The organism is Leucothrix arctica (assembly GCF_003172895.1).
Lineage (GTDB): Bacteria > Pseudomonadota > Gammaproteobacteria > Thiotrichales > Thiotrichaceae > Leucothrix > Leucothrix arctica.
In genome coordinates, this window is record NZ_QGKL01000035.1 from 170,637 (window position 1) to 195,826 (window position 25,190).

Here is a 25,190-nt window from a genome sequence, read left to right on the forward strand (position 1 = left end):
CTTGTCGGAGGATTTTAAATGTCAAAGAATGATGGTTTTGAACAAATGATGAATATGTGGAGCGAGGGTCAGGCGGCCTTTTTTAAGGCTCAGAAAGATTCAATGGAAAGTTTTGAAAACGCGTTATCAGGCACTAAAAAGCAAAAGGACTCCGACCCTTTTGCAATGTGGCAGGACTTTGTTCAAGCATGGGCACCCAATTGGGATGTTAAGTCGATGTTGGATAATCCGCTAGATGCAGGATTCTCTAGTGGGCGTGATGCTTTTTTAAATATGATTACGCCGTCGAATTGGTCACCTTTTGCGCCTGAGCAACTGCGAACAATTCTTGAAAGTGTTGCGCAAGGTCCTCAATTTGCTGACCTTGCGACACCTCAAATTGAAATGGCTGAGGCGTGGCGTGAAACATTAGACTACCAACAGTCCTTAGCTGATATGGGGAAGGTGCTGCAAGAAACATGGGCACGTACTCTTAAAAAATATACTGAAGAATATTCAGTAGATGATCTAAACTCTGGTGACGTTTCTGGCGCTTTAGAAACGTGGCTGAAAATTGCTAACTCAGAATTATTAGAGACACAGCGCTCTAATGAATTTATGGCTGCTCAGCGCGGTATGTTGCGCTCTTCAATAGAAATCAAAGCGCGCATGCGAGAGGTTGCTGAGAACTGGAGTGAGTCCTATCAAATGCCTACACGAACAGAGCTTGATGACCTGATGAAGACGGTTCATGAGTTACGCCGTGAAGTGCGCAAATTAAAGCGTGATGTGGTATTGCTTAAAAAGGGCCAGTAATCATGATACCAAGTAAAAGAAATAGATCTGGTGAGCCAGTAAATGCTTACGAAGAAGCCGCAGAAGCGTGGGGCTTAGCTTGGCAACAAATGGTTGCTTCTGGGACTAAGGCTGCAAAATCGAATGCCTTTCTTACGGAAATCAAAGCAGAAGATATTCAGATAGCAGAAACGCCTTCTGAAGTTGTCTTTGAAATTGATAAAGTAAAACTGCATCGCTATTTGCCACTGACTGACAAAAAGAAAGATGCTGACCCTCTACTGATCTGTTACGGCCTGTTTGGTCGTCAAACAATGATTGATCTGCAAGAAGACCGTTCATTGGTTCGAAACTTACTAATGGAAGGGTTTGAAGTGTATGTCGTGGATTGGGGTAACCCAACACGCGCTGATCAGTTCCTCAACTTTGATGATTACATCGACCTATACTTAGGTTCGTGTGTCGAACATGCGGTAGAAGCTAACGGTGGTAAGCCGATTAGATTGTTTGGAATTTGTGAAGGTGGAACGTTTGCCGCTTCTTTAGCAGCACTAAGACCAGAGCTACTTTCCGGTTTAATACTGGCTATTACCCCTATCGATTTTCATGGTAAACCAGATGAGTTTTGGGCAGGAGAGGGCTTCTTAAACACGTGGTTTAATAACCTGTCTGAAGATGATGTTAACTTGGTTATTGATACTTTAGGTATGTTACCGGGCGCAATGACTGGGGCAATATTTTCTTCACTGTCGACCGTTAACAGTTCTACTAAGTACAGCCTTGGCTTGCTCAAGATGGAAGGGAATGAAGCAGCGATGCTAAACTTCCTTCGTATGGAAAAGTGGATTGCTGATCGTCCTGACCACCCCGGTGAAGCTGCACGTCAATGGGTTAACGAGCTCTACCGCGAAAATCGTTTGATTAAAGGCACTTTCGAAGTGTCTGGTGAGAAAGTAGATCTCGCGAAAATCCAGTGTCCAGTACTGAATATTTATGCTGAAAAAGATCATATTATTCCGGTGAGTTGTACTAAAGCACTCGGACAGTTTGTTAAAAAAGACCTGTATGAAGAAATCGGTTTCCCCGGTGGTCATGTCGGTGTTTTTGTAAGCCGCAAAGCACAAGGAGTGGTTGCGGGAGGTATTCTTGATTGGGTCAACCGTACAACAGTTAAGGCGCCTACAAGAGCCAAGAAAGCACCAGTAAAAGCAGCAACTAAAGCACCTGTTAAGGCCGCAGCAAAGACGGTAGCAAAGGCACCTGTTAAAGCCGCAGCAAAGACGGTATCAAAAGCACCTGTTGAAGCTGCAGTAAAGACAGCGTCAAAAGCACCCGCTAAAGCACCAGCAAGGGCTAGGGCACCAAAAGCTCCCCCAAAGAAATAGGCTATTCTATTTACTGATCAAAACGTACACGAGGAAGGGAATCATTTAATGGTCGATAAAGTAGTTAAGTTGGAAGACGCAGTAGCCGCAATTAACGACGGTGACACAGTGTGTGTATCAGGTTTTGTCGGGATTGGTACGCCTGAGTGTTTGCTGCGTGGTATAGAAAATCGCTTTTTAGAAGAGGCGATGCCTAAGAATATTTCTTTATTGTTTGCTGCTGCCCCAGGTGATGGACAAGAGCGAGGCTTAAATCGCTTAGCGATTCCTGGCTTGGTGAAGCGCGCCATCGGTGGGCACTGGTCATTAGTACCGAAGTTAGGTGCGATGGCTATTAATAATGAGATTGAAGCGTATAACTTACCCCTAGGTTGTATCTCACAGTTGTATCGGGATATTGCTGCGGGTAAGCCCGGCATGTTCTCTAAAGTAGGGTTACATACGTTTGTTGACCCTAGGCAAACGGGTGGTGCGATCAATGATTTGACGACTAAGCCACTCGTTGAACTCAAAGAAATCGATAATGAAGAGTGGTTGTTCTATCGATCCATTCCTGTCGATGTGGCATTGATTCGAGGTACTACGGCAGATCGCCTTGGTAACATTACGATGGAGCGTGAAGCGTTGACGTTGGACATGCTGTCGATTGCGATGGCTGCGAAAAACTCAGGTGGCTTAGTGATTGCGCAAGTTGAGCGAATTGCCGCTAATGGTAGTCTGGACCCTAGACAAGTAGTTATACCGGGTAATCTGGTGGATTGTGTTGTGGTCTCTGGCTCTGAGGAACATCTTCAGACTTATTCTACCGCTTATGACCATGCATTTAGTGGTCGTATGAGGGCTGACGTTGATCATGTGCAGTATATGGATCTTAACGAGCGCAAGATTATTGCGCGTCGTGCAGCGATGGAACTTCCAATTAATGGTGTCGTCAATTTGGGTATTGGTATGCCTGAAGGAGTATCTGCGATTGCTAATGAAGAGGGGATTATCGATAACATCACGTTGACAACAGAAGCGGGTGTTTTTGGTGGTATTCCTCAGTCTGGGCTCGATTTTGGCGCGGCAATCAATGCCAGTGCTGTTATTCAAACCCACCAACAGTTTGATTTTTATGATGGCGGTGGTTTGGATTTAGCCTGCTTAGGTATGGCAGAAGTTGATGCTCGCGGTGATGTGAATGTGAGTTGCTTTAAAGGCCGTTTTGCTGGCGCAGGTGGCTTTATTAATATTTCACAAAATGCCCGTAAGGTAGTGTTTGTGGGAACCTTTACCGCAGGGGGCTTAAAGGTTGAAGTGTCAGGTGGTGAGTTAAAGATCATTCAGGAAGGTCGTAACCGTAAGTTCTTGGAGGCAGTCGAGCAGATTACTTTCAACGGTGAATACTCTAGAACGCAAGGCCAAGAGGTACTTTACGTCACGGAGCGTTGTGTATTTCGTTTTTGTGACTCAGGGTTAGAGCTAACTGAGATAGCCCCTGGTATCGACTTAGAAAGAGATATTTTGAGTCAAATGAACTTTACGCCGCTTATTAGAAACGTAAAACTTATGGATGCGTGTATTTTTGATGAGCGACGTATGAAGTTGCGCAGTCATTTACTTGATATTCCGATAAAAGATCGATTGGTTCACGACGAAAAAACTAACATCGTTTTTGGGAACTTAAGTGGACTACGAGTCAGCTCAGTTGAGCAGCTTGAAGTTTTAAATGATGAATTAAATTCGTTTTTCAAAAATATCGGTAGAAAAGTTAACCTTGTATCCAACCATGATGGGGTGGATATCTCTTCTAAAATGGAAGCCAAGTTCGTTAACATGTTGCAGCAATTGGAGCGTGATTATTACCTCAAGGCATCCCGTTATTCTACGAGTGCTTTCCTTCGTCAGAAGCTTGGTAAAGATCTTAAGAATCGTTCTATTCCTTCTCATATTTTTGAAACGCGTGAAGAAGCCGCTTCTTTTATCTCTAAAAGTAAGTAGAAAAAAAAGACTCCAGAAGACATGTTTCCCGCTTTGCACTGCGAGGCGGGAATTTAGACTTTCCAAGTACTAGACTATTCCGTTCGTTTTAGATCATTCCCCCCTTTAAATTAATAAGCAGGCTTAAAAGTAAGCACTGTTTTATCGTTAAATTGACTCCTTTAGAAGTTTTTTTTACTTACTAGTACAACGGTACACTGGTTAAATTTCACTAATTCTATTTATCTAATATGCTACATAATTTGTTTATTTAGCTTTCACTATTGTCTTATCTTGGTGATAAATGTTTTTTTATAAGTGTTTTTAAGCGACTTATACACATTATTGCAATGTTTGTTTGCGCGCTTGATCTTTGTATTTGTAAGAAATAACTCGTAGACAGCTTACAAATTTTTACATATAGTCGATTCAACGGTTTGAGCGGTGTCGCTATCGATATCCACTTCAACCTCATCATTATCTGAGGAGAAATTATGTTATTTAATAAGAGCGTTAAGACGCTTGTAAAAGCTACTTTAGTAGGTGTTGCAATTGCAGCGTTCACTTCATCTGTAAGTGCTGAAACTTTACGTGGCGCAAGCATGTTCGACGATAAGCATACCTTTACCAAGACAATGGTTAAGTTCGGCGAGTTAGTTGAAAAGCATTATGATGGTGACGTTGAGTTTGACCTTCGTTTGAATAGTGAGTTGGGTGTTGAGAAAGATTATGTAACTTTCCTAAACCAAGGTGTAGCAATTGATTACACAATTCTTGCGCCTTCAAACATGGCTCGTTTTGCACCTTCGATTCCATTAATGGATATGCCTTTCTTGTTCCGTGATCTAGAGCACTGGAATACTGCATTAGGTAGCGATGTAATGGCTCCTTTAGAGAAAGAGCTTTCTGACAAGGCAGATATTGTTATCGTTGGTTATGCAGGTGGTGGAACACGTAACTTATTATCTAAAAACCCAGTGGGTAATTTAGAAGAGTTAAAGGGTCATAAAATGCGTGTTATGGGTGCACCTATTCAGGCACAAATTTTTGATGCTTTAGGCGCAGCTCCATCGGCTATTGCATATAACGAAGTTTATAATGCTATTCAAACAGGTGTTATTGCTGGATTTGAGAACGAAGCGGCAAGTATTCAGAACCTAAAGTTCTACGAAGTAGCTCCTAACGTTACTTTGACTGGCCATACAATTACTGTACGTCCAATCGTATTCAGTGGTAAGAAGTTCCGTAAACTGCCTGCTAAGCTTCAAGAAGCAATCATGCAAGCGGGTAAAGAAGCGGGTGCATTTGGTCGTGAACTTGAGTCTCGTGAAGATGCTATCAAGCTGAAAGAAATGTCTGATGCTAAGCAAATCATTGTTTCTGAGTTTGAAGGCCGTGAAAAGCTATTAGACATGGTTAAGCCAGTACAAGATAAGTTCGCAGAAAGCATTGAGGCAACAGAGTTACTGAAAGCTATTCGTAGCAAGTAAATAAGTCGCGTTACCCCCGTTCTGATATCCCCGTGGTCTTAATTGATCACGGGGATGTTTTTTTTAAGTTAACCCAATTGCCTCCTTGAGGATTATTCATGATTAAACGCGGATTAGAATCGCTGTGTACCGTACTTCGGGTGATGTTAGCTATATTAGTCGGAGTCCTAATTATTCCAGTTGCGATGCAGGTGATTGCTCGTTATACCGGCATTATTCCTGTCTACCTTTGGACCGAAGAATTAGCCACCTTTATTTTCGTCTGGGTCGTTATGATCGGTTCGGTGGTTGCTGTTTGGGATGGTACGCACTTTGACGTACAAGTCCTTCCAGATAGTTCTAGCCCATTTATTTTGTTTATCCAAAAAGCGATTGTACTTATACTCGTGGGTGGTTTTGGTGTGTTGTTCGCTTGGTACGGCATCGACTATGCGAAGTTTGGCTATGCTCAACATTCAGTGATGATGAATGCTAATTATTTGATAACGCACGTCACGATTCCACTGGCCGGATTGCTGTGGGGCGTTTTTTCTTTCTTCCGCTTAAGCGAAGCATTTACAGAATACAAATCGACTAAAAAGGTTGCTTCATGATTCTTTCTACCGGACTTGCTTGCGCGCTATTAGTGGGCGGCTTTTTACTTTTGGTTATCCTGCGTGTGCCAGTGGCATTTGCTTTGGGTATTGCCACCATTCCTGTTGTTGCGATGGATTTGCGTTTGACGCCATTCATCATCATCGACCGTATGTTTCAGTCGTATAACTCGTTTATATTATTGGCCGTACCGTTCTTCTTGTTAGCCGCCAACCTTATGAACTCGGGAAAGATTACCGATAAGCTCATCGACTTGGCAAGGGTGCTCACAGGCTGGATGCCGGGCGGCTTGGGTCATGTAAACGTTGCGGTATCAATGCTGTTTGCAGGTATCTCTGGGTCGTCTACAGCGGATGCAGCAGGTTGTGGAAAAATTCTTATTCCTTCGATGATTAAAGAAGGCTATGACCCGCGTTTTGCTATTGCACTGACTGCTTGCTCATCGGTTATGGGTGTCATCATTCCTCCAAGTATTTTGATGATTGTTTGGGGTGGTGTGATGCAGGTATCGGTTGGGGCATTGTTCTTAGCTGGCGCAATACCCGGCTTAATGATTGGTTTCGCGCTAATGGCGACGGTGTACGGTTACGCGAAAGTGTACAACTACCCAATCGCTGAGAAGCCTACACTTAAAACAGCCTTTAAAGCGTTTAAAGGTGCTTTCCTTGCGATGTTAACGCCAGTGTTCGTTATCTACGGTATCGTTGCTGGTGTTGTGACACCAACTGAAAGTGCAATTATTGCAGCGGGTTACTCGTTGTTCTTAGGTATGGTTGTTTACAGAACAGTGACGGTACGTGAAGTAGGGACTATCCTTTATGACACAGGTCGCTTTGCATCAATCTCGTTATTCGCGATTGGTACAGCGTCAGTGTTTGGTTGGTTGTTAGCATTCTATAAAGTGCCGTTGTTGATCATTACGTTTATGACTGACATGCAGCTAGGTAGCTTTGAAACTGCATTGGCTATCGCGTTCCTATTCTTGTTCTTCGGTTTGTTTATTGATGCGATTCCGACGATCATTATTTTGGGAACCGTGTTACTACCTGTAGCGGCTCAAGCGGATATTTCTCCGATTATATTCGCTATCATCGGAATCATCTCGTTGGCGTTTGGACTGGTTACTCCTCCTTATGGTCTATGCCTGCTGATCTCCGCCTCCATTGGTGGGATGAATGTGACTCAGGTGTTGAAGGAAGTGGTTATTATCCTTATACCGATGTTGCTGATTTTGTTGTTGATTATTATCTTCCCTGAGATTGCGCTTTGGTTACCTAAGCAACTTATGCCGGCTTCTTTTAATTAAGAGCGTTTCAAGCAGTTAGTACTGAAGAGGGAGTAATGAGATTTCATTGCTCCCTTTTTTGTTTCATGGAATGAGTAAGTTGTTTGGGAGGTTATTGTTGGGAGTATATTATTTATTCTATTAAAAATAACCTCTCTGTGTCGACCTTATAGACTATTTAGTAGTAGAGGAAAATATCAGTGATAGATCGCAAACATGGTATTTATAATGGCCGTAACAAGTCCTCCGCCTATAAAGACTTGGCATGGACGGTAGCCACATCATCGGATACCTCGTTAGATATCAAAGGGCAAACCAAATCAACACTAGATACAATTCAAGATAACCTAGTTGAGCTTGGTAGCGATAAAACTAGAATAGTATCTGCTCAAGTCTATATCGCAGATATGAAGTTCAAATCATCGATGGATGCTGTTTGGTGCGAATGGTTTGGTGAAAACTCTCAAGACTGGCCACAAAGAGCTTGTTTAGGTGTAGATCTTGACGGTGATGTGTTAATTGAAATAACCGTTACAGCAGTCCGTTAACTTACTTGTTAGTACTTCACTCAAAATGATAAATAACAAGGTGTTTGAAGCAAGCAGGAATAGAATCATGATCCAAAAGATTGGAAATACCAAAATTCAACCCAAGCACAAAGCTACATGTCACTGCGGTGCAGTTGAGCTTGAAATAACTTTGCCAAATGGTATTGAGAGTCCAAGGCGTTGTGACTGTTCAATTTGTCGTAGAAAAGGAGCTATTGTTGCTTCGGTTAAACTGGATAATATTCGAATAGTAAAAGGCCAAGATGTATTAAAGCTTTATCAGTTCGATACAAAAGAAGCTAAGCATTATTTTTGTACAAATTGTGGTATTTACACTCATCATCAGCGTAGATCAAATCCGACTGAATATGGTTTTAATGTAGGGTGTTTAGAAGGCGTTAACCCTTTTGATTTGGGTGAGATTGTTACTAATGACGGTGTAAATCATCCGTCTGATCGAAGCGCTCCGAGTGCTTAAGTGACGTGTCTAACGTAAACTACCAACACACAATCAAAGCGACTTTCTAGCAGACAAACTTCCACTAATATTACCACTTTCCAGTAAGCTATCAGCAAGATCACGTTTCTGCTGATGCTGTTTAATGATCTTCTGCTCGATAATATTTTCAGCAACTAAGCGATAAACCGTCACAGGGCGCGTTTGTCTAATACGATGCGCACGGTCAGACGCTTGATCTTCAATCGAAGGGTTCCACCAAGTATCCATGTGAACTACGTAGTTGGCTTCCGTCAAGTTTAGATCTGAGCCACCATCTTTCAAACTGATTAGGAATACATCGCCTATAGCTACTTCGCAGTTGCAACTTTTGGCGTTATGCTATGTATACTTTCAGAAAGGTAAGAAAATTTATAGTATGAGTAATAAACAGGAAAATAATTTCTTACACGGTATTACGTTAGAAAAAATGGTAACTGACCTAGTTGAGCATTACGGCTGGGACGGATTGGCTCAAAGGATCGATGTTAATTGCTTTAAGAGTGACCCATCAATTAAGTCATCTCTAAAATTCTTACGTAAAACGCAATGGGCGAGAGATAAGGTTGAAAGTTTGTATATTTCAACATTTTCAAAACCATCACCGTGGGATAATTTTAAAAAATAAGTGGGGCTTTTGTTGCCAGATCATTAGAGATTAGATAAACACTTCAGCACATGAATCAAACTAGATTTATCGCAGACATAAAAAAGGAGCAATGAATTACCATTGCTCCTTTTGAAATACTTCCAGCTAAACCTTAGCCTTAAATATCTCGAATAAGCGCCAACATTTCCTTAGCACCCAAACTACCACTAATATCACCACCTTCCAGTAGGCTATCAGCAAGATCACGTTTCTGCTGATGCAGCTTAATGATCTTCTCTTCAATAGTGTCTTGAGCAACCAGACGATAAACCGTCACAGGGCGTGTCTGCCCAATACGATGAGCACGGTCAGATGCCTGATCTTCTACCGCAGGGTTCCACCAAGGATCCATATGAACCACGTAGTCAGCAGCGGTAAGGTTTAGACCAGAACCACCAGCCTTCAAGCTGATCAGGAATATATCGCCTTCACCCGCTTGGAACGCGTCTACACGCTCTTTACGCTGTGCCATGCTGGTACTACCATCAAGGTACTGATAAGAGATGCCAGCTTGATCTAGGTACTCACGAATCAACTTCAAGTGCTTAACGAACTGACTAAAGACAAGCGCCTTATGGTCGTTCTCAAGCAGCTCTTCGGTCAGCGTCGCAAACTGCTGTAACTTACTACTTGGTAGCGTCGTTTCAGGCATAACCAATTTAGGGTTACAACTTGCCATACGTAGGCGCGTAATCGCAGCCAGTACTTTAAGGTGATCACCACCGTTCTCAGATTTACCCGGCTCCAAACCTTCAATAGCTTGCAGTCGAACCGCTTCATAAAGTGCGCGCTCGCCTTCACTTAACGGTACTTCTAGCGTTATCTCAGTACGAGGAGGTAGCTCACTAAGTACCTGTCCCTTAGTACGACGCAGCATAAATGGTTGGATCAATGCGCGAAGTGCATGACGTGCGCCATCATTCTTATCGCGTTCAATCGGCAGCATAAAGCGCTTCATAAACTGATCTTGTGTGTGCAATAGGCCCGGATTCAAGAAGCGGAATAAGCTCCAAAGCTCACCCAAATGATTCTCAATCGGTGTACCTGTTGTTACCAAGCGGAAGTCAGATTTAAGCTGGTGTGCGGTACGTGTACGCTTAGCGCCAACATTTTTAATGGCTTGAGCTTCATCCAATACAACCGTTGTCCACTGTGCTTCAATGAACTGTTCAGCATCTTGCTGAAGCAAACCGTAACTACAAATAATTAGGTCATTGGGCCCAGCATCTTTCAGTATTTCATCACGTTCTTTACCGCGATAAAAAATAGGGGTCAGTGTCGGTGCAAACTTTTCAGTTTCACTCATCCAGTTGTTACAAACGGATGTTGGTGCAACGACTAACGTTGGACCTTGCTCTGAACGCTGTAGGATCAATGCCAGTGTCTGGATAGTTTTACCCAAACCCATGTCATCGGCTAGACAGGCACCTACGCCCCATTCAGCCAAGCGGCATAACCACTGGAAACCTTGTTCCTGGTAGTCACGTAGCTCTGTATTAAGCGTGTCAGGTACTGCAGGAGTAAAGTCTTTTAGCGACTCTAGTCGTGCGAGGTGTTTAACCCAAGCGTCATCAACAATACGCTCGCCAATGTCTTGTGTTAACTCATCAAGCGCCAACGCAGCAAGACTACTAATACGAATTTTGCCTTCGTGCTCTTCAGCTAAGCTGTGTAGTGCATTCAATTTTTTCTGAAGCTGACGGGTTAGGGCAACATACTCGCCATCACCTAACTCAATAAAGCGACCGTTGCTTGATTTAGATAAGTCTAAAATCTGTTGCAGCGTTAGTACTAAGTCGTCATTAACAACTAAGCTACCATCTAACTGGAACCAGTCATCTGACTTGTTGATGTTAAGGCGCATACTGCCGCTATCAACACGAGACTCAACACGTAGTGCTTCACCTTCTGGCCAAGCGATAACGACTTCTTCGCCTAACTCACGTAGCTGCTCTAGTAGCTCCAAGCAATCCTGAGGATCTTCGATAATGTATTCATCATCGTAGTCATCTTCGTCATGCTCAAGCGTTGCACTGTGCATCAATATATTTTGCTGACGCTCAGTCTCTAAGCCAAGGTCACGTTCGGTTTTGTACTTATCGCCATAGTGCTCAGTAACAAGCTTTCTACGACCTTGTCCCGGAGGGTAAAGTGGACCAAACGAACCAAACGGCTTAACACGTAACGTGGCACGTAAACCTTCACCATAAGGTAATAAGTTAGCGTGAATACGCGTGTCAGACTCAACATCTTCTGCGTCAACCACACCTTCAAGGTCAGACTGAATACTGATCATCGGTGCTAGTGAGCCAAGTGTGTCGCGCAGCTGAGCTTCAGCTTCACGAGGAATAACCAAGCCTTGTGCCAAAATGTCATGCAGGCGCATAACCTGATCGTTTTTGCGGTAGATGCAAAGACGGGTTGGTGTTTCTTTCTGAAGTACAAACTGGTCATTCGTTTTGCTTGAGAATACCGGTGGATAGAAGCTGATGCGTAACTTGTCACCTTCCTCATTAACCAATAGTTCAAACTCACTCTGAACCACTTCAAGCGGTGTATGACGAGATTGATCCCAATACAAAGCAGGGTGGCTCACCAACACTGGCCAAGCTGTATTCATGTCAATATAGCAAGGCGAGCTAGTGTCTGACTGTAAGTCAAAGTCAGGTCTATGCTGGATAAGGTTACATAGCTCAACATCTTTATCGCTAAGGTAAGCTAGCTCGGTGTACTCAAGCTTTAAACGTGCCAGTGACAGTGTGCGACCTTTTGACCATCCACCGGCAGCTTTGCGTTTTTGCACTTTCGGCATCAAGTTATAGCTGTCGTGGGTATCGGCTTCAAGCAACCAAATTAAGCGTTCTTCGCTGTGACGAACTGCTTGTACTTGGTGATCTGCCAGCATGTTTAGCGCATCAAGTGCACGTTCCCACTTAGCTTTTGGTGTAATTAGACTAAACAGTGAGCTAGTGCCGAGTGCTTTGTGCGCTTGCTCAGCAATCGCCTTATAGTCTTCTTGTGACTCAGGCTTACCTAAAAACGCGAGCGCCTGTGCGTACTCTGCTGCTAACCAATGGTAATTGGCATCACTTGACTGTTTGTAGCGTGTTTCTAGTTCTGCCTGTGTGACTTCATCTAACTGCTGACTCAGCCAATGCGTTAACACGCAGAATAATAATAGATTTAACTGACCGTGCTCAATATCCACAGGTGTTTTACTAACACTGAAGACACCTGTCGAAACAGACTCTAAATACTGTTGTAGTAACGTATGGGTAGAGGTGCGTTGGCTTTGCGTTAGCGCCAATCGAGCAATATGCAGATGATCAGCGTTTGGGCTAGCCATTAACGCAAGCGTCGGCAGAACAGTGAGTTCATGGTTCAGTGTGATAACACTTGAGCCTTTCCCTTCGACGTCCATCCCAATTATTTCGAGACTTGCATCAACACCAGAATGAATAAGGTGGCGAATTGACTCCAATAAGATATTAGCAGGGTTATGTGCTGAATCATCTGGCGCAACATCTAACGCGTCTAACTGACCCGTTAGCAAACAGTATAGTGTTTGCGTTTCAAGTATTTCGTCAGTCGCTTCAGCTTGCTCCGTACTCTCTGAAGTCGCTTTACGTTGCTGCATCAACTCCCACAACGGCTGTAGGTTTTGCAGCTTCTGCATACCAGTATGCGCAAGGTCTTTAAATGCGTCAGATAGGATCGCAGGTTTAAGTGTTTCTAGTACTTCCGGATCTGGCGGCGTACCAAAAATAGGCTCATAAAAGCCTTTAGCATCCAGCGGTGTTTCGCTGTCTGAAAACTGTGCATAAGCTGTTTTAAGCGTCTCACGTAATCGCTCGCGGTCACCTCTAAATAGGTGAATACGAGCGTGAGAAATACCGTGTTCAAGATCCTGCCATGTCACCATGCCGTCAACTTGGCGTGGTTCAAATGCTTCTAAGATGCTTTCTGAGTAACTATCAAAGGTGCCATTACGCATAGCATCCATGGTAATTAGCTCACGCATTTCAGAGAGACAAGCAAAACGGTTGATGCCGGATGTAATCCAGCCACTATCCATCAGACCTTGAAGCACGGGTTTCAAACTATGTAGATTGAAACTCTCATCTCCGTCTGGGTTTTTAATGCCAACTTTGCGTGCACAGATTGCCAGTGGTGTCGCTGCCGTAGGAGCATAGATCACCGACAATAAGTGCAGTAGAGAACGCTCTAAGTCAGGTAGTGCTTGAAATGTGGATAGATCAAATTGAACGGTATTATCAGTCATAAAAGGTCTTAATAGATTTTAAGCTTAGGTGTTTTTCAACACGCGTTGTTTGTCGCGATTCCAATCTTTCTCTTTAGAGTCAGCGCGCTTATCGTGTGTCTGTTTACCTTTTCCAAGGCCGATCTCGAGCTTCACTCTGTTATTTTTCCAATACAGAGCGAGCGGAACAATAGTATAACCCTTACGCTCGACTGATTGACTCAGCTTTACTAGCTCTTCAACGTGAAGAAGTAGCTTACGGTTACGTAGTGGGTCAGCGACGATGTGCGTTGAGACAGTACTCAACGGGGATATGTGGGTGTTGTTTAACCACGCTTCGCCTTTTTTGATAAAGACGTAACTTTCTTTCAGTTGAACTTTGCCTTCTCGAAGGCTCTTAACCTCCCAGCCTTCCATCACCAAACCTGCTTCGAAAGTATCTTCGATAAAGTATTCGTGACGTGCAACCTTGTTCAACGCGATTGTTAAACCACCATGCCCTTTTTTCTTTTGCTTCTTAGCCATCCGTGTATTATACCCTCAGGTTGATTGCATTCGATACCGCTATTCGTTGATATTTTTAAGCAAGACACGTTTCAGGAAAGTTTACGCTATGCCCAGCATTAATCGCAGTGCACTGGTTTCTTACAGTGCAGAGCAAATGTACCAACTGGTCGATGATATATCCGCTTACCCAGAGTTTCTACCCTGGTGTGGTGGTTCTGAAGAGCATAATCGTTCTGAAGACCAAGTAAAAGCCTCCGTTACAATCCAAAAAGGCGCTATAAATAAGGTGTTTACCACGCAAAACACCCTTAAAAAAAATAGTCTAATTGAATTAAATTTATTGAACGGTCCCTTCAAAAAGTTGCATGGAACGTGGCGTTTTGAGCCACTTTCAGAAAAAGCCTGTCGAGTTACCTTCGATTTACACTTCGAATTTTCCAATATGTTAATCGGTTTGGCTATCGGTCCGATCTTTAATCAGATCGCAAATACCTTCGTTGATTCCTTTGTTGAGCGCGCCAAGGTCGTTTATGGCAAGTCTTAATGTGGAGATCGTTTACGCCATGCCTGAGAAGCAAACGTTGTTGAGCTTTGAGGTAGAAGAGGGCACGACGCTCGACCAAGCGATTGGTTTATCCGGCCTTCAAACACATTATCCAGACCTTGATTTTTCAGAAATGAAAGTGGGCCTATTTGGCAAGCTAACACCGCGCACTCATGTGTTGCGAGAGAAAGATCGTATCGAACTTTACCGTCCGTTATTAGCTGACCCGAAAGAAGTCAGAAAACAACGTGCGGCTGCAGGCAAGAAAATGAAAAAAGGCGGGGATACAAAGTGAATGTAAATGCTGACCAGTTTTTGCGTTTATTTGATGACGGTAAGCCGTTAAGCCCGATCTACTTGTTAAGTGGTGATGAGCCTCTGCAAATGATGGAAGCGGCTGATGCTGTGCGTAAAGCGGCACGAGATCAAGGCTACATTGAGCGTGAAATACTACGTGTTGAAGCAGGGTTTGACTGGTCATCACTTGGACAATCTGCTGATGAAATGTCATTGTTTAGCCAGCAAAAAATACTTGATCTTCGCTTAGAAAAACAGTCACCCGGCGCAAAAGGTAGTAAAGCACTGAGTGAATATGTGAAGCGTATTCCTGAAGATAAAATTCTACTAATAACGTGTCAGAAACTGGACTACCGGCAGAAGAACAGTGCGTGGGTCAAAGCGTTATCTGGTGCGGGTGTCTTTGTACAGTTTTGGGACTTATCGCTCGCGCAAACATTAGGCTGGGTGGCAAAGCGCCTGCGTCATAATGGACTGCAGCCAACGCAAGAAGCGGTGCGACTACTCACTGAGCGTGTTGAAGGTAACTTGCTTGCTGCCGCACAAGAAATTGATAAGTTAAAATTACTCTACGGCAAAGCGCAAATTAGTGAAGTAGAAGTTTTGGAAGTGGTCAGTGATAGTGCGCGTTTTAGCGTGTTTGATCTATCGACTGCAATAACCTCTGCGGACAGTCGTCGCGTACAACATATTTTGTATCATCTGCGTCAAGAAGGTGTACCAACGACTCTGGTGCTTTGGGTGGTGAATGACTTAGTCACTCAGCTGTCAGAGGCGAGCTTTGTCATGCGAAATGGTGGTAATGAACAACAAGCACTGAGCAAAGTACCTAAGCCCCGTCAAAAGGTATTTCAGCCGGCATTGCGTCGGTTACAGTCAGCGGATTGGCCGCACATTACAGAAAAGGCTATTGAAGTTGATCGCTTGATCAAAGGTTTGAGTCAGGTTGCGAACAAAGGCGATGCCCGTGTTTGGGTTGAGTTATTAGACTTGAGTTTGTTGCTAGCAGGTACTGAGATTGTCGGTAGTTAATCAGACAGTGAATGTAGAAAAGCGACAAGGTCACTGACCTCATCTTTAGAAAGCCCGAGTGGTTTTAAAACCGCTTCACCGTCCGCGTGTAAGCGTTCCATATCAATATTATTGTAGTGCTGTACGACATCTTCCAATGTTTTAAGCGAACCGTTGTGCATATAGGGTGCTGTTTTGGCAACGTTACGCAGGCTTGGTACGCGGAATATCCCAAAGTTAGAATGTAATTGAGTCACTTTCTGCACTGCCCAAGCGCCTGTCTTGTTTGGATCGTCGTTGTACTTTCCGTCTAGCGTAAAAGGTGACTCCTTTAAGTCAATAATACCTTGGTGACGACCTTTATCAACGACACCGGATCGGATGAAATAGGGCACGCCAGCATCATGAAACTCACCATTGGTAAACAGTGCGCCTTGATGGCAAAAGCTGCATCGTCCACGACCAACAAATAGTGCCAAACCACGTTGAGCGGCTTTTGGGTAGTTGGCTACCGTTACCCAGTCTTCTTTGGCTGCGGCATCTCTAAAGGTATCAAACGGTGTTTTGCCAGTGACTAATGTTTCTTGGTAGGCCGCTAGGGCTTTACCGATATTAACCAATATTTCCTCACTTGACTGAGGTTCGGGAGCGCCGAATAGTGCGTTGTATTGATTAGCTAAGTCCTTAGCGCTTGCAACATCCCGTATTTTTTCTATCGGCAAGTTCATTTCAGAAGTATGAAGGATAGGTCTTATCGATTGTGCCCAGAGGTTGTCGTTGCGCCCGTCCCAGCCGAACCAACGGTTAAACCTTACATTGACGAGTGTTTGGGTGTCGCGGTCTAACTCATGGTGGTTAAGTGATTTGGCTGACTCGCTAGTTGAGTCATTGGTAAACGCTTGATCGGGTGAATGGCAGGAAGCGCAGCTAGTGCTGTTGTCGCCAGACAAAGCGGTACTTGAGAATAACTGCTTACCAAAGGCAATAGCATCGCTATTTCCTGAGACTCGGTTACTTGGGTCTATCGGTGAATTAGATATTGATGACGGAGGCCAAGGGCCATGTGCTAAGGCACTGGATAATATTTGTGGCGACAGCTGTAAGTCTTTTTTACTTTTATCATTCGCAAGCACTAGGCCACAGTTTCCGAAAAGAACCACTGCCGCCATGAACAAAACCCAGAGTCGCTTCATGTGTCTAATTGATGGTTATGTTTTGTGAATAGTGTACTGCGAAGTCTCCCGTATACGTCGAAATATTCACAGTCCATTGGCCCGGCATGTGGAACAGGAAGTCCTTAATTTTGTAGGTCTGACTTGCGACGTCAAACGTAACGGTCGGTGTGTAGTTCATCCCATGCTGATGTGCAGGCATGATTGCAGTGGCGGTGACACGATCAGGTTGGTCTTTTTTGGTATCACAAAGGGCAACGTGAAATGAAAATGGCTGACCAAGGGTGATGTCATCTTTAGTTAAGTCACTCATAACAGGACCGCTCTCAGCTTCAGCTGTTTGGAGAAAGCTCCAGCCAGAGCCTGACCGACACTCTTGCGCAACAAACGCATAAGCGTCCGCTGCGAAACAGACGATTAAAAAAGTGATGGTTAATAGTTTATTTCTCATTGTGTAAACTCAGCATTGTTTCAGCGTTCTCATACGCAATTTTCTTAGCAATGGTTGCAGGTAAATCTTTTAGCCAACCACGCGTGTAATCTGCATGTGAGCCAATGTAGTACCAGCGTTCAGGCGCGAAGGTATCTGTGCCAACGACAAAGCGATCTGGAAACTCTTCAAAGGCGGCACGCCACTCTGCAGGTACTTTGTTTTCACTGGCTTGGTCGTCTCGAAACGCCAAGTCACTCCATAGGTTTTTATGCTTACGTAAAGACGCACGAATTTCGTCTGGTCGGCCAAACCCTGAGTGTGCCCACAGCACACGAGCGTCAGGAAATGTTTTGAATATGCGGTCAATAGCATCCGCATCGGAGTGAGCGTGTAGTAGTAAGTCATGCTGTTTCGCTAGTGCAATCATTCGCTGCAAAACGGGTGTGTCTATGTCATCACCATAAGCGTGGAATTCACCCAGCGCCTTGTATTTATATTTTGCGAGACGTGACTCTACATAAGTAATAACGGTTGGGTCATGCATCCATGTACTTATCTCGCCACGTCGACGGTAAGGGCGAAGCGCAGGGACGACAATGTCAGGTGCTTCTTTATAGATAGCTTGTGTGCCGTTGTCGTCAGAGCTAGAAATTAACGCCTTCTTTAAGCCTGCCTTACGAAGAATGGCTGCGGCTTCTTTTGGTGGTACTTGGATAACAGCATCATGGCTATAATGAATATGGGCATCGAAAACAGGCATATCCTTAGCGGTAGCCAGAGATGAGAGCAGTGCTAAAGGCAGTAAAATTAAATGTTTCATACGATGACCTATGATGTGAATGTGTTGATAAAGATACTAACTGATTTTATTTAATGAAATGTGTACCAATTGTGAGCTTTACCTATTTTTACAATAGCTTACTGAACTTTAATGGACAGTGAAAGTAGCCCTAGTCTAGTTATGTAAGCGTTTTTTGGGAGTATTATTTAGACTTTTAAGTACCTCTATAACTTGATTTGGGAAAGGTATGCTTGTATACGTTGGCTCTTCGGTAGCTGATGGTTTTTCTAGCTAAAATTTAATGCATTTTTCAGCATCCTTTTTTTATTTTTACGCGTATTGGTTTTGGTAGCGGTTGTTAAGCCGCCTTTTGTATACAGTTCAGTGTCACACAGGAAGATAATTTAGTTGGCAACATAGCTAAAATCGTTAATTGAAACCTTCTGTCACTGTCGTTAATTAAACAACCACGAAAAAAATAACATTATGAACACAGACTTGAATCAGCGCCTTAACCTTTCACTATTCCTGTTACGTTTAGGCGTTTTTATTGTAATGGGTATTTGGGCAGTCGATAAATTTGTTAACCCAACGCACACCGCTGGTGTTTTGTTAAACTTCTACTCTATCCAAGATGTAGGCGCAGGCGCATCTTACGCAATGGGCGCTGTACAGCTTGTTGTTTTGGCTGCATTTGTAACAGGTTTTAAGCGTACATGGGCTTATGGCATCGTGTTACTTATGCACGGTGTTTCAACGTTTATCTCTTACGAGCGTTACCTAGACCCTTGGGCGGGTGCAAACTTATTGTTCTTCGCAGCATGGCCAATGCTGGCAGCGATTGCCGCTTTGTTCTTATTGGCTGAGTACGATAACTGGACAATTGATGGTCTGACTAAGAAAGAATACTAAGAATAAAGGGATGTAGAGGCTTACCCTCTCTGACTTTTATTTATAAAACCACGCAGGCTTATCGGTCTGCGTGGTTTTTTTGTTTGGAGTGCTGAGAAAGTAGGTTGTTTCGAATATACGCATTCAATTTTTTCTTCGTTTTCTGTCTACAAGTTAATTATCACTTTCGTCGTAAAATCAACCATAGATAAATTAAGAGCATTGTCTGACGGCCGATTTAACTCAGCTAATGTGATAATGTTGTTTTATTCGGAGTTGTTGAAGTTATATGAGTGATTCTATGGAAGATTGCAGTTGTTTAGAATTGAATGATCTAATATCGAAAATTTATCGAGTAGGTATGGACTGGTCGAGCTGGGAAGAGATCCTTGAGTACTTCTCATCTTATGTGGAAAACGGTACAGGCTCTGTAACGGCAAGAGAAAAAGAGTCATTTGAAATAGATAAAAATAATTTTTATATAATCAAAACATGGAATATAGATAAAGATGCAGTTGAGTCTTATCTAACTAAGCACTATAAAAATGATGTGTGGGCAAAAATTGAGTGGGATAGCCCTGTTGGGAAAGTCACTGTTTTGTCCGACCACTTACCTAAAACACAATTACTAACAACCAGTTTTTATCAGAACTGGTTAAAGCCCGTAGGTGTCTCGGACGGGATGGTCATTCAGTTATTTGCATCTAGGCACTTCAGGATCGTCTTAAAAATTTTTCATAATGACAATACTGATGCTGTTCTAAAGCTTTGCGAAGACTTAGAGAAATTACTTCCTCATCTTCGTTTAGCCACTGAAATTCATATGAAATTACTTGGTATTGACAGTGACTCTGAATATAAAAATCAAGCAATACAACTTAAGGAAAAGTATAGACTTACTCCAAGAGAAATTGAGGTTGCTAAGTCATCAGTTTATTTAGGGACTAACAAAAAAATAGCGAATGCCCTTGGTATTGATGAAAGTACGGTGAAAAAACATATTAAATCTATCTTACAAAAAATGAATGTGAGTAAGAAAGATGAAATATCACATAAGCTAATCTGCTTCATTAATCCTAAGCTAGAGTTAGTTCACCCAATCAATGCAAAAACGATAGAGTAACTAATAAATAGTTCTGAAAGTGAGAGCTTCCTTAGGGCAGTCTATGTAATCTCTACTACCAATAACTTCTCAAGTTCAATAATATAGACCTCTAATATAGAACAACTTAAGGACCCCATGACACAAGCAACTATCGCCGAATACATGCAACAAGTTGGTAAAAACGCACGACGTGCCTCTACCGTTCTAGCGGCTGCAGAAGCTGCAACAAAGAACAAAGCACTCAACGTCATTGCCGACTTATTGGAAGAGAAAGGCGACTACTTAAAGACACAAAACGCATTAGACCTAGAGGCAGGTGCTGCCAAAGGTTTAGATGCAGCCTTGCTAGATCGTCTAGCATTAACTGATGAGCGTATCGCGAGTATGGCAGAGGGCTTACGCCAAATTGCTGGACTGGCTGATCCCGTCGGTGAAATCTCAGGCATGTCTTACCGCCCCAGCGGAATCCAAGTAGGGCATATGCGTGTGCCGCTAGGTGTTATTGGGATCATTTATGAGTCACGTCCAAATGTTACGGCTGACGCTGCGGCTTTGTGCCTAAAGTCAGGTAACGCAACGATTTTGCGCGGTGGCTCAGAAGCGATTCACTCAAACAAGGCGATTGCCGAGTGTATTCAGCAAGGTTTACAGGCGTCAGGCTTGCCGGCTGACTGTGTTCAAGTGATTGAAACGACTGACCGCGCTGCGGTGGGTGAGTTACTGAAACTGAAAGATAGCGTTGATGTGATCATTCCACGCGGTGGAAAAGGCCTTATTGAGCGCGTAAGTGCAGATTCACTGATCCCTGTGATCAAGCACTTAGACGGTATTTGCCATGTGTTTATTGATGAGCAAGCGGATGAGGCGAAAGCATTAGCGATTGCTGTGAACTCTAAAACTCACCGTTACGGCACCTGTAACACAATGGAGACGTTGTTAGTTGCCGCACCCATTGCCGCTACGATTTTGCCAAAGCTTGAAGCGTTGTATGCAGAGCACGATTTAGAACTACGTGGTTGTGATCGCACTCGTGACATTTTGCCAAACTGCGTTGTTGCGACGGATGAGGACTGGGATACAGAATACCTAGCCCCAATCTTATCCATTAAAGTGGTTGATGATATGGACGCTGCTATTGTGCATATCAATGCGCATAGCTCGCAACACACTGACACTATTGTTACTGAAAACTTCACTAAAGCGCGTCGTTTCTTACGTGAAGTAGACTCAGCGTCAGTCATGATTAACGCATCAACACGTTTTGCGGATGGTTTTGAATATGGCTTAGGTGCTGAGATTGGTATCAGTACGGATAAGCTGCACGCACGTGGCCCAGTAGGTTTAGAAGGTTTGACCTCTGTTAAATACATCGTGTTTGGTGATGGCCATATTCGTACATGATAGGTATTCGTGGCGGTACGTTTGACCCGATTCACACCGCACACCTGCGCGCAACGCTAGAAGTTGTAGAGGCTTTGGCCTTATCGCAGGTGCGTTTATTGCCGGGTAGCATTCCGCCACACCGACCTCAACCGCTGGCGAGTGCAGAGCAGCGGTTGGATATGGTTGAGCTTGCGGTGCAAAGTAATGATTTATTCATTGCTGATGACCGTGAATTACGTCGCGAAGGTGCGTCGTATACGGTCGATACGCTACGATCTTTTCGTGAAGAGTTTGGTGAAAAAGAGCCTCTGGCGCTGATTATTGGCATGGATGCGTTTCTTGATTTTACCAAATGGTATGAATGGGAGACCATCATATCGCTCGCGCATCTGGTAGTTACCTCTCGACCCGACTATACTGCGCAACCGTTGCAAGCTTGGGCAGAAGCCATTCGCAGCGATAATATGCAGGAACTGCACGCCAATGCGGCTGGTAAATTGTACTTTGTACAGACCACGGCACTGTCAATTTCCGCAACCGATATTAGACACCATCAGCAAGAGGGGCGAAGTATTCGCTACCTAGTTCCTGATGTGGTTTATGATTATATTAAGCAAAATCAATTATATAGAATACCATAATGGAATTAGATAAATTAGTAGAAGTAGCTCGTAAAGCCCTAGATGACATGAAGGCAATTGATATTCAAGTGATTGATATTCAAGGTAAGTCATCAATGACTGACTTCATTATCTTGGCAAGCGGTTCTTCATCGCGTCACGTTAAGTCTTTGGCAAACGGCGTTTCTGTTGCTGTAAAAGAAGCAGGCGATGAGCCAATGGGTACTGAAGGTGAAGGCGAAGGTGAGTGGGTGCTAGTTGACCTTAACTCGGTAATCGTTCACGTGATGCTTCCTGACGTTCGTGAGTATTACAAGCTTGAGAAGATGTGGGAACGTCCTGAAGCTGTTGAGAAAATCGCAGCGGTTCGCGAAGAAAACGAAGAGTAATTCTTCAGACATGCAGATTCATTTGATCGCTGTCGGCAATAAAATGCCAGACTGGGTGAAAAAAGGTTATGAGGAGTATGCAAACCGCATGCCTCCTCATTGCCGGATCGTATTGAAAGAAATTGTCCCTGAAAAGCGTGGCAAAAACGTCAATGCGGCTGACATTCAAGTCAAAGAAGCAGAAAAAATACGTCAGGCGTTACCGCCAAAGTGCCATATCGTGGCATTGGATGGTTTAGGTAAAATCTGGAGTACCGAGAAACTCTCGGAGCGTATGGAAGACTGGATGATGGGCGGCTCGGATATTGCGCTGATCATTGGTGGGCCTGACGGTCTCACTCGCGACTTCATACGTCTTGTAGATGAGCATTGGTCGCTGTCGAATTTAACATTCCCTCATCCTATGGTGAGAGTGATTGTTGCAGAGCAGCTTTATCGTGCTTGGACGATTACAGAAAATCACCCTTATCATCGAGCAGGTTAAATCATGCCTCTAGTATTAGCTTCTGCGTCACCTCGTCGACGCGAGTTATTAACTCAGATAGGCGTGTCTGATCTGATTCAGCATCCTGTTGATATTGATGAAACGCCACGTGTTGGTGAAACCGCTGTTCAACTTGTGCCACGTTTAGCATTAGAGAAAGCTGAGCAGGGTGTCATTGAGCAAGGTGATGAAAACCCCGTTATCGGTTCAGATACTGTAGGCTTATTAAACGGTGAAGTTTTGTGCAAGCCGGTTGATTATGCCGATGCAGAACGCATGTTATTAAACATGTCCAATCAATGGCACGAGATATATACCTCGGTTGCATTGATCTATAAAGGCGAAAAATACCAAACAACCTCGGTTAGCCGAGTCAAATTTCGTGAGCTATCGGTTGCAGAAATCAAAGATTACTGGGCAACAGGTGAGCCACAAGATAAAGCAGGCGCGTATGCTGTTCAAGGCTTGGCGGCTGTCTTTATCGAACGTATTGAAGGTTCCTATTCTGGTATTATGGGATTGCCGCTGTTTGAAACCGCACAGCTGATGCAACAAGCAGGCTACAAATATAATTAAACAATAAATTTAGGTGGTGAGTTGTGAGTGCAGAGATACTAATAAATGTCACCCCGCAAGAGTGTCGGGTCGCGATTACTGAAAATGGTGCTCTAGAAGAAGTGCTGGTGGAGCGCAATGCTCACCAAGGCATCGTTGGAAATATTTATAAAGGGCGTGTCAGCCGTGTGTTACCCGGTATGGAAGCGGCGTTTATTGATATTGGCCAAGAAAAAGCCGCGTTCCTTCATGCGTCCGATTTATCGGTGAAAAAGAAGGGTGATTTCATGGGTGACTCTTTAAGCAAAGAAGATCAGCCGCAGCCCAAAATAAACCAAGTACTTCACGAAGGCAGTCAAGTGATTGTGCAGGTGGTGAAAGACCCTCTCGGTACTAAAGGTGCTCGCTTAACGACTTATGTCACCATTCCTTCGCGCTACTTAGTGCTCATGCCTGATACGCCAACCATTGGTGTGTCGAGCAAAATTGAGACTGAAGAAGAGCGTCAACGTCTTAAAGCATTGGTTGCAACGATTCGCGAAGAAGAAAAGTACGACTTTGGTTTTATCATTCGTACTGTAGCGGAAGGCGTGTCAGACGAAGCGATTCGTTCGGATATGCGCTTCTTAAACAGGGTCTGGACGAAAGTCACGGAGCGTTCAACGCGCTCTAAGAAAGTCGCACAGCTTTATTCTGATTTGCCGTTAGCCAAGCGTATTTTGCGCGATGCGGTGAATGATGAGATCGGTAAGATTTTAGTAGACTCACGTGAGACTGCCCAAAGCTTAAATGAGTTCTGTGAGACGTATATTCCTGAGCTAGAAGGCAAGATTGGTCATTACCCTGGTGAGCGTCCTATTTTTGATTTGTACGGGGTTGAGGATGATATTCAAAAAGCCTTGAAGCGTAAGGTGCAGCTTAAATCGGGCGGCTACTTGATCATTGATCAAACAGAAGCGATGACCACGATTGATGTGAATACGGGTGGGTATGTTGGTAATCGCAATCTTGAAGAAACTATATTTAAGACTAACTTAGAAGCTGCGCAGGGTATTGCTAAGCAAGTCCGCCTGCGTAATCTGGGCGGCATCATTATCCTCGATTTTATCGACATGCAGACCGAAGCACATAAAAAGCAGGTGATCATCTCACTTGAGCGCGCACTGGAGCATGATACGGCTAAGACAGCGGTAAGTGGCGTGTCGTCATTGGGCTTGGTTGAAATGACGCGTAAGCGAACGCGTGAGAGCTTGCTGCAAGTTTTGTGTGAGCCGTGTGTTGTATGTAACGGTCGTGGTTTTGTTAAAACGGCAGTCACTGTCTGCTATGAGATTTTCCGTGAGATATCGCGTGAAGCACGTCAATTTGATGCAAAAGAATTGTTGGTACTTGCATCGTTAGACGTTGTAGATCTACTGTTGGACGAAGAGTCAGACAGTTTGGCAGAGCTGCAAGAGTTCATCGGTACGCCGATACGCTTCCAAGTTGAAGCGTTGTACACCCAAGAGCAGTTTGATGTTGTGATACTTTAGTCCCATAGTCTAAATAATAACTAACGTAATGTGCCGTGGCACGAT

26 protein-coding genes are annotated in these 25,190 nt (G+C 43.9%); 20 read left to right on the plus strand and 6 right to left on the minus strand.

The genetic code is table 11. The annotated features are described in order from the left end of the window. Positions 1-18: 18 nt before the first annotated feature. The 8 genes from DKT75_RS13120 (at position 19) to DKT75_RS13155 (ending at position 8,513) form a co-directional block, all read left to right on the plus strand. A complete protein-coding gene (locus DKT75_RS13120) occupies positions 19-795 on the plus strand; it encodes a poly(R)-hydroxyalkanoic acid synthase subunit PhaE (RefSeq protein ID WP_109823892.1) in 777 nt (258 codons plus the stop codon). Positions 796-797: 2 nt separating this feature from the next. Next, entirely contained in the window at positions 798-2,159 is a 1,362-nt protein-coding gene (locus DKT75_RS13125) for an alpha/beta fold hydrolase (RefSeq protein WP_109823893.1), read from the plus strand. 48 nt (positions 2,160-2,207) lie between these two features. Further along, positions 2,208-4,139 (plus strand): acyl CoA:acetate/3-ketoacid CoA transferase, encoded by a 1,932-nt coding sequence (locus tag DKT75_RS13130; RefSeq protein ID WP_109823894.1) that lies wholly within the window; start codon positions 2,208-2,210, stop codon positions 4,137-4,139. A gap of 473 nt (positions 4,140-4,612) precedes the next feature. Beyond that, a complete protein-coding gene (locus DKT75_RS13135) occupies positions 4,613-5,608 on the plus strand; it encodes a TRAP transporter substrate-binding protein (RefSeq protein ID WP_109823895.1) in 996 nt (331 codons plus the stop codon). 98 nt (positions 5,609-5,706) lie between these two features. Further along, entirely contained in the window at positions 5,707-6,201 is a 495-nt protein-coding gene (locus tag DKT75_RS13140; protein WP_109823896.1) for a TRAP transporter small permease, read from the plus strand. Continuing rightward, positions 6,198-7,508, plus strand: a complete 1,311-nt coding sequence (locus DKT75_RS13145; protein WP_109823897.1) for a TRAP transporter large permease — start codon at positions 6,198-6,200, stop codon at positions 7,506-7,508. Before DKT75_RS13140 ends, DKT75_RS13145 begins: the two co-directional genes overlap by 4 nt. 179 nt (positions 7,509-7,687) lie before the next feature. After that, entirely contained in the window at positions 7,688-8,035 is a 348-nt protein-coding gene (locus DKT75_RS13150) for a RidA family protein (RefSeq protein WP_109823898.1), read from the plus strand. A gap of 67 nt (positions 8,036-8,102) precedes the next feature. Further along, the gene (locus DKT75_RS13155; RefSeq protein WP_109823899.1) at positions 8,103-8,513 is read left to right on the plus strand and encodes a GFA family protein; all 411 of its coding nucleotides are present in this window, start codon (positions 8,103-8,105) and stop codon (positions 8,511-8,513) included. 33 nt (positions 8,514-8,546) lie between these two features. Here the strand turns inward: DKT75_RS13155 and DKT75_RS13160 are convergent, their stop codons facing one another. Then, positions 8,547-8,816 (minus strand): helicase-related protein, encoded by a 270-nt coding sequence (locus DKT75_RS13160; protein ID WP_281271427.1) that lies wholly within the window; start codon positions 8,814-8,816, stop codon positions 8,547-8,549. A 94-nt stretch (positions 8,817-8,910) separates the two neighbouring features. Between DKT75_RS13160 and DKT75_RS13165 the strand changes: the two genes are divergently transcribed. Beyond that, on the plus strand, positions 8,911-9,159 hold the full coding sequence (locus DKT75_RS13165) for a VF530 family protein (RefSeq protein WP_109823901.1): 249 nt from the start codon (positions 8,911-8,913) through the stop codon (positions 9,157-9,159). 139 nt (positions 9,160-9,298) lie between these two features. Here the strand turns inward: DKT75_RS13165 and DKT75_RS13170 are convergent, their stop codons facing one another. Next, entirely contained in the window at positions 9,299-13,462 is a 4,164-nt protein-coding gene (locus DKT75_RS13170) for a DEAD/DEAH box helicase (RefSeq protein WP_109823902.1), read from the minus strand. Between the two features lie 24 nt (positions 13,463-13,486). After that, the gene (gene smpB / locus DKT75_RS13175) at positions 13,487-13,966 is read right to left on the minus strand and encodes an SsrA-binding protein SmpB (RefSeq protein WP_109823903.1); all 480 of its coding nucleotides are present in this window, start codon (positions 13,964-13,966) and stop codon (positions 13,487-13,489) included. An 88-nt stretch (positions 13,967-14,054) separates the two neighbouring features. Here smpB and DKT75_RS13180 point away from each other — a divergent pair, with 88 nt between their 5' ends. The 3 genes from DKT75_RS13180 to holA are packed head-to-tail and all read left to right on the plus strand — an operon-like array spanning position 14,055 to position 15,821. Continuing rightward, a complete protein-coding gene (locus DKT75_RS13180; protein ID WP_109823904.1) occupies positions 14,055-14,492 on the plus strand; it encodes a type II toxin-antitoxin system RatA family toxin in 438 nt (145 codons plus the stop codon). Beyond that, on the plus strand, positions 14,479-14,787 hold the full coding sequence (locus DKT75_RS13185) for an RnfH family protein (RefSeq protein ID WP_109823905.1): 309 nt from the start codon (positions 14,479-14,481) through the stop codon (positions 14,785-14,787). Before DKT75_RS13180 ends, DKT75_RS13185 begins: the two co-directional genes overlap by 14 nt. Next, positions 14,784-15,821: a DNA polymerase III subunit delta gene (holA, locus tag DKT75_RS13190; protein ID WP_109823906.1), complete on the plus strand. Its 1,038-nt coding sequence runs from the start codon at positions 14,784-14,786 to the stop codon at positions 15,819-15,821. The genes DKT75_RS13185 and holA overlap by 4 nt, the downstream gene beginning before the upstream one ends. On the opposite strand, the gene DKT75_RS13195 is transcribed toward holA, so the two are convergent. Genes DKT75_RS13195 through DKT75_RS13205 form a run of 3 tightly spaced genes read right to left on the minus strand, consistent with a single transcriptional unit; the run spans position 15,818 to position 18,225 of the window. Continuing rightward, entirely contained in the window at positions 15,818-16,969 is a 1,152-nt protein-coding gene (locus DKT75_RS13195) for a cytochrome-c peroxidase (RefSeq protein WP_158278867.1), read from the minus strand. The two genes, holA and DKT75_RS13195, sit on opposite strands and share 4 nt — an antisense overlap. Positions 16,970-16,997: 28 nt before the next feature. After that, a complete protein-coding gene (locus tag DKT75_RS13200) occupies positions 16,998-17,423 on the minus strand; it encodes a hypothetical protein (protein WP_109823908.1) in 426 nt (141 codons plus the stop codon). Continuing rightward, a complete protein-coding gene (locus DKT75_RS13205) occupies positions 17,413-18,225 on the minus strand; it encodes an amidohydrolase family protein (protein ID WP_109823909.1) in 813 nt (270 codons plus the stop codon). Before DKT75_RS13205 ends, DKT75_RS13200 begins: the two co-directional genes overlap by 11 nt. 447 nt (positions 18,226-18,672) lie before the next feature. Between DKT75_RS13205 and DKT75_RS13210 the strand changes: the two genes are divergently transcribed. The 8 genes from DKT75_RS13210 to rng all read left to right on the plus strand — a co-directional run bounded on the left by DKT75_RS13210 (position 18,673) and on the right by rng (position 25,145). Beyond that, entirely contained in the window at positions 18,673-19,098 is a 426-nt protein-coding gene (locus tag DKT75_RS13210; protein ID WP_109823910.1) for a hypothetical protein, read from the plus strand. A gap of 268 nt (positions 19,099-19,366) precedes the next feature. Then, positions 19,367-20,200, plus strand: a complete 834-nt coding sequence (locus DKT75_RS13215; protein ID WP_109823911.1) for a helix-turn-helix transcriptional regulator — start codon at positions 19,367-19,369, stop codon at positions 20,198-20,200. A gap of 117 nt (positions 20,201-20,317) precedes the next feature. Then, a complete protein-coding gene (locus DKT75_RS13220; RefSeq protein WP_109823912.1) occupies positions 20,318-21,583 on the plus strand; it encodes a glutamate-5-semialdehyde dehydrogenase in 1,266 nt (421 codons plus the stop codon). After that, on the plus strand, positions 21,580-22,206 hold the full coding sequence (gene nadD / locus DKT75_RS13225) for a nicotinate-nucleotide adenylyltransferase (protein WP_109823913.1): 627 nt from the start codon (positions 21,580-21,582) through the stop codon (positions 22,204-22,206). Before DKT75_RS13220 ends, nadD begins: the two co-directional genes overlap by 4 nt. Further along, positions 22,206-22,574 (plus strand): ribosome silencing factor, encoded by a 369-nt coding sequence (gene rsfS / locus DKT75_RS13230; RefSeq protein WP_109823914.1) that lies wholly within the window; start codon positions 22,206-22,208, stop codon positions 22,572-22,574. Before nadD ends, rsfS begins: the two co-directional genes overlap by 1 nt. 10 nt (positions 22,575-22,584) lie before the next feature. Continuing rightward, the gene (gene rlmH / locus DKT75_RS13235; RefSeq protein ID WP_109823915.1) at positions 22,585-23,058 is read left to right on the plus strand and encodes a 23S rRNA (pseudouridine(1915)-N(3))-methyltransferase RlmH; all 474 of its coding nucleotides are present in this window, start codon (positions 22,585-22,587) and stop codon (positions 23,056-23,058) included. 3 nt (positions 23,059-23,061) lie between these two features. Next, positions 23,062-23,634, plus strand: coding sequence for a Maf family protein (locus DKT75_RS13240; RefSeq protein WP_109823916.1), 573 nt, complete (start codon positions 23,062-23,064; stop codon positions 23,632-23,634). 23 nt (positions 23,635-23,657) lie between these two features. Next, a complete protein-coding gene (rng, locus tag DKT75_RS13245; RefSeq protein WP_109823917.1) occupies positions 23,658-25,145 on the plus strand; it encodes a ribonuclease G in 1,488 nt (495 codons plus the stop codon). The last annotated feature ends 45 nt before the right edge of the window (positions 25,146-25,190 follow it).

Bases quoted from the DNA above. Each gene is read 5' to 3' on its own strand.
- DKT75_RS13120 (WP_109823892.1), top strand. From the start codon at position 19: ATGTCAAAGAATGATGGTTTTGAACAAATGATGAATATGTGGAGCGAG.
- DKT75_RS13125 (WP_109823893.1), top strand. From the start codon at position 798: ATGATACCAAGTAAAAGAAATAGATCTGGTGAGCCAGTAAATGCTTAC.
- DKT75_RS13130 (WP_109823894.1), top strand. From the start codon at position 2,208: ATGGTCGATAAAGTAGTTAAGTTGGAAGACGCAGTAGCCGCAATTAAC.
- DKT75_RS13135 (WP_109823895.1), top strand. From the start codon at position 4,613: ATGTTATTTAATAAGAGCGTTAAGACGCTTGTAAAAGCTACTTTAGTA.
- DKT75_RS13140 (WP_109823896.1), top strand. From the start codon at position 5,707: ATGATTAAACGCGGATTAGAATCGCTGTGTACCGTACTTCGGGTGATG.
- DKT75_RS13145 (WP_109823897.1), top strand. From the start codon at position 6,198: ATGATTCTTTCTACCGGACTTGCTTGCGCGCTATTAGTGGGCGGCTTT.
- DKT75_RS13155 (WP_109823899.1), top strand. From the start codon at position 8,103: ATGATCCAAAAGATTGGAAATACCAAAATTCAACCCAAGCACAAAGCT.
- DKT75_RS13165 (WP_109823901.1), top strand. From the start codon at position 8,911: ATGAGTAATAAACAGGAAAATAATTTCTTACACGGTATTACGTTAGAA.
- DKT75_RS13170 (WP_109823902.1), bottom strand. From the start codon at position 13,462: ATGACTGATAATACCGTTCAATTTGATCTATCCACATTTCAAGCACTA.
- smpB (WP_109823903.1), bottom strand. From the start codon at position 13,966: ATGGCTAAGAAGCAAAAGAAAAAAGGGCATGGTGGTTTAACAATCGCG.
- DKT75_RS13180 (WP_109823904.1), top strand. From the start codon at position 14,055: ATGCCCAGCATTAATCGCAGTGCACTGGTTTCTTACAGTGCAGAGCAA.
- DKT75_RS13185 (WP_109823905.1), top strand. From the start codon at position 14,479: ATGGCAAGTCTTAATGTGGAGATCGTTTACGCCATGCCTGAGAAGCAA.
- DKT75_RS13195 (WP_158278867.1), bottom strand. From the start codon at position 16,969: ATGGCGGCAGTGGTTCTTTTCGGAAACTGTGGCCTAGTGCTTGCGAAT.
- DKT75_RS13200 (WP_109823908.1), bottom strand. From the start codon at position 17,423: ATGAGAAATAAACTATTAACCATCACTTTTTTAATCGTCTGTTTCGCA.
- DKT75_RS13205 (WP_109823909.1), bottom strand. From the start codon at position 18,225: ATGAAACATTTAATTTTACTGCCTTTAGCACTGCTCTCATCTCTGGCT.
- DKT75_RS13210 (WP_109823910.1), top strand. From the start codon at position 18,673: ATGAACACAGACTTGAATCAGCGCCTTAACCTTTCACTATTCCTGTTA.
- DKT75_RS13215 (WP_109823911.1), top strand. From the start codon at position 19,367: ATGAGTGATTCTATGGAAGATTGCAGTTGTTTAGAATTGAATGATCTA.
- DKT75_RS13220 (WP_109823912.1), top strand. From the start codon at position 20,318: ATGACACAAGCAACTATCGCCGAATACATGCAACAAGTTGGTAAAAAC.
- nadD (WP_109823913.1), top strand. From the start codon at position 21,580: ATGATAGGTATTCGTGGCGGTACGTTTGACCCGATTCACACCGCACAC.
- rsfS (WP_109823914.1), top strand. From the start codon at position 22,206: ATGGAATTAGATAAATTAGTAGAAGTAGCTCGTAAAGCCCTAGATGAC.
- rlmH (WP_109823915.1), top strand. From the start codon at position 22,585: ATGCAGATTCATTTGATCGCTGTCGGCAATAAAATGCCAGACTGGGTG.
- DKT75_RS13240 (WP_109823916.1), top strand. From the start codon at position 23,062: ATGCCTCTAGTATTAGCTTCTGCGTCACCTCGTCGACGCGAGTTATTA.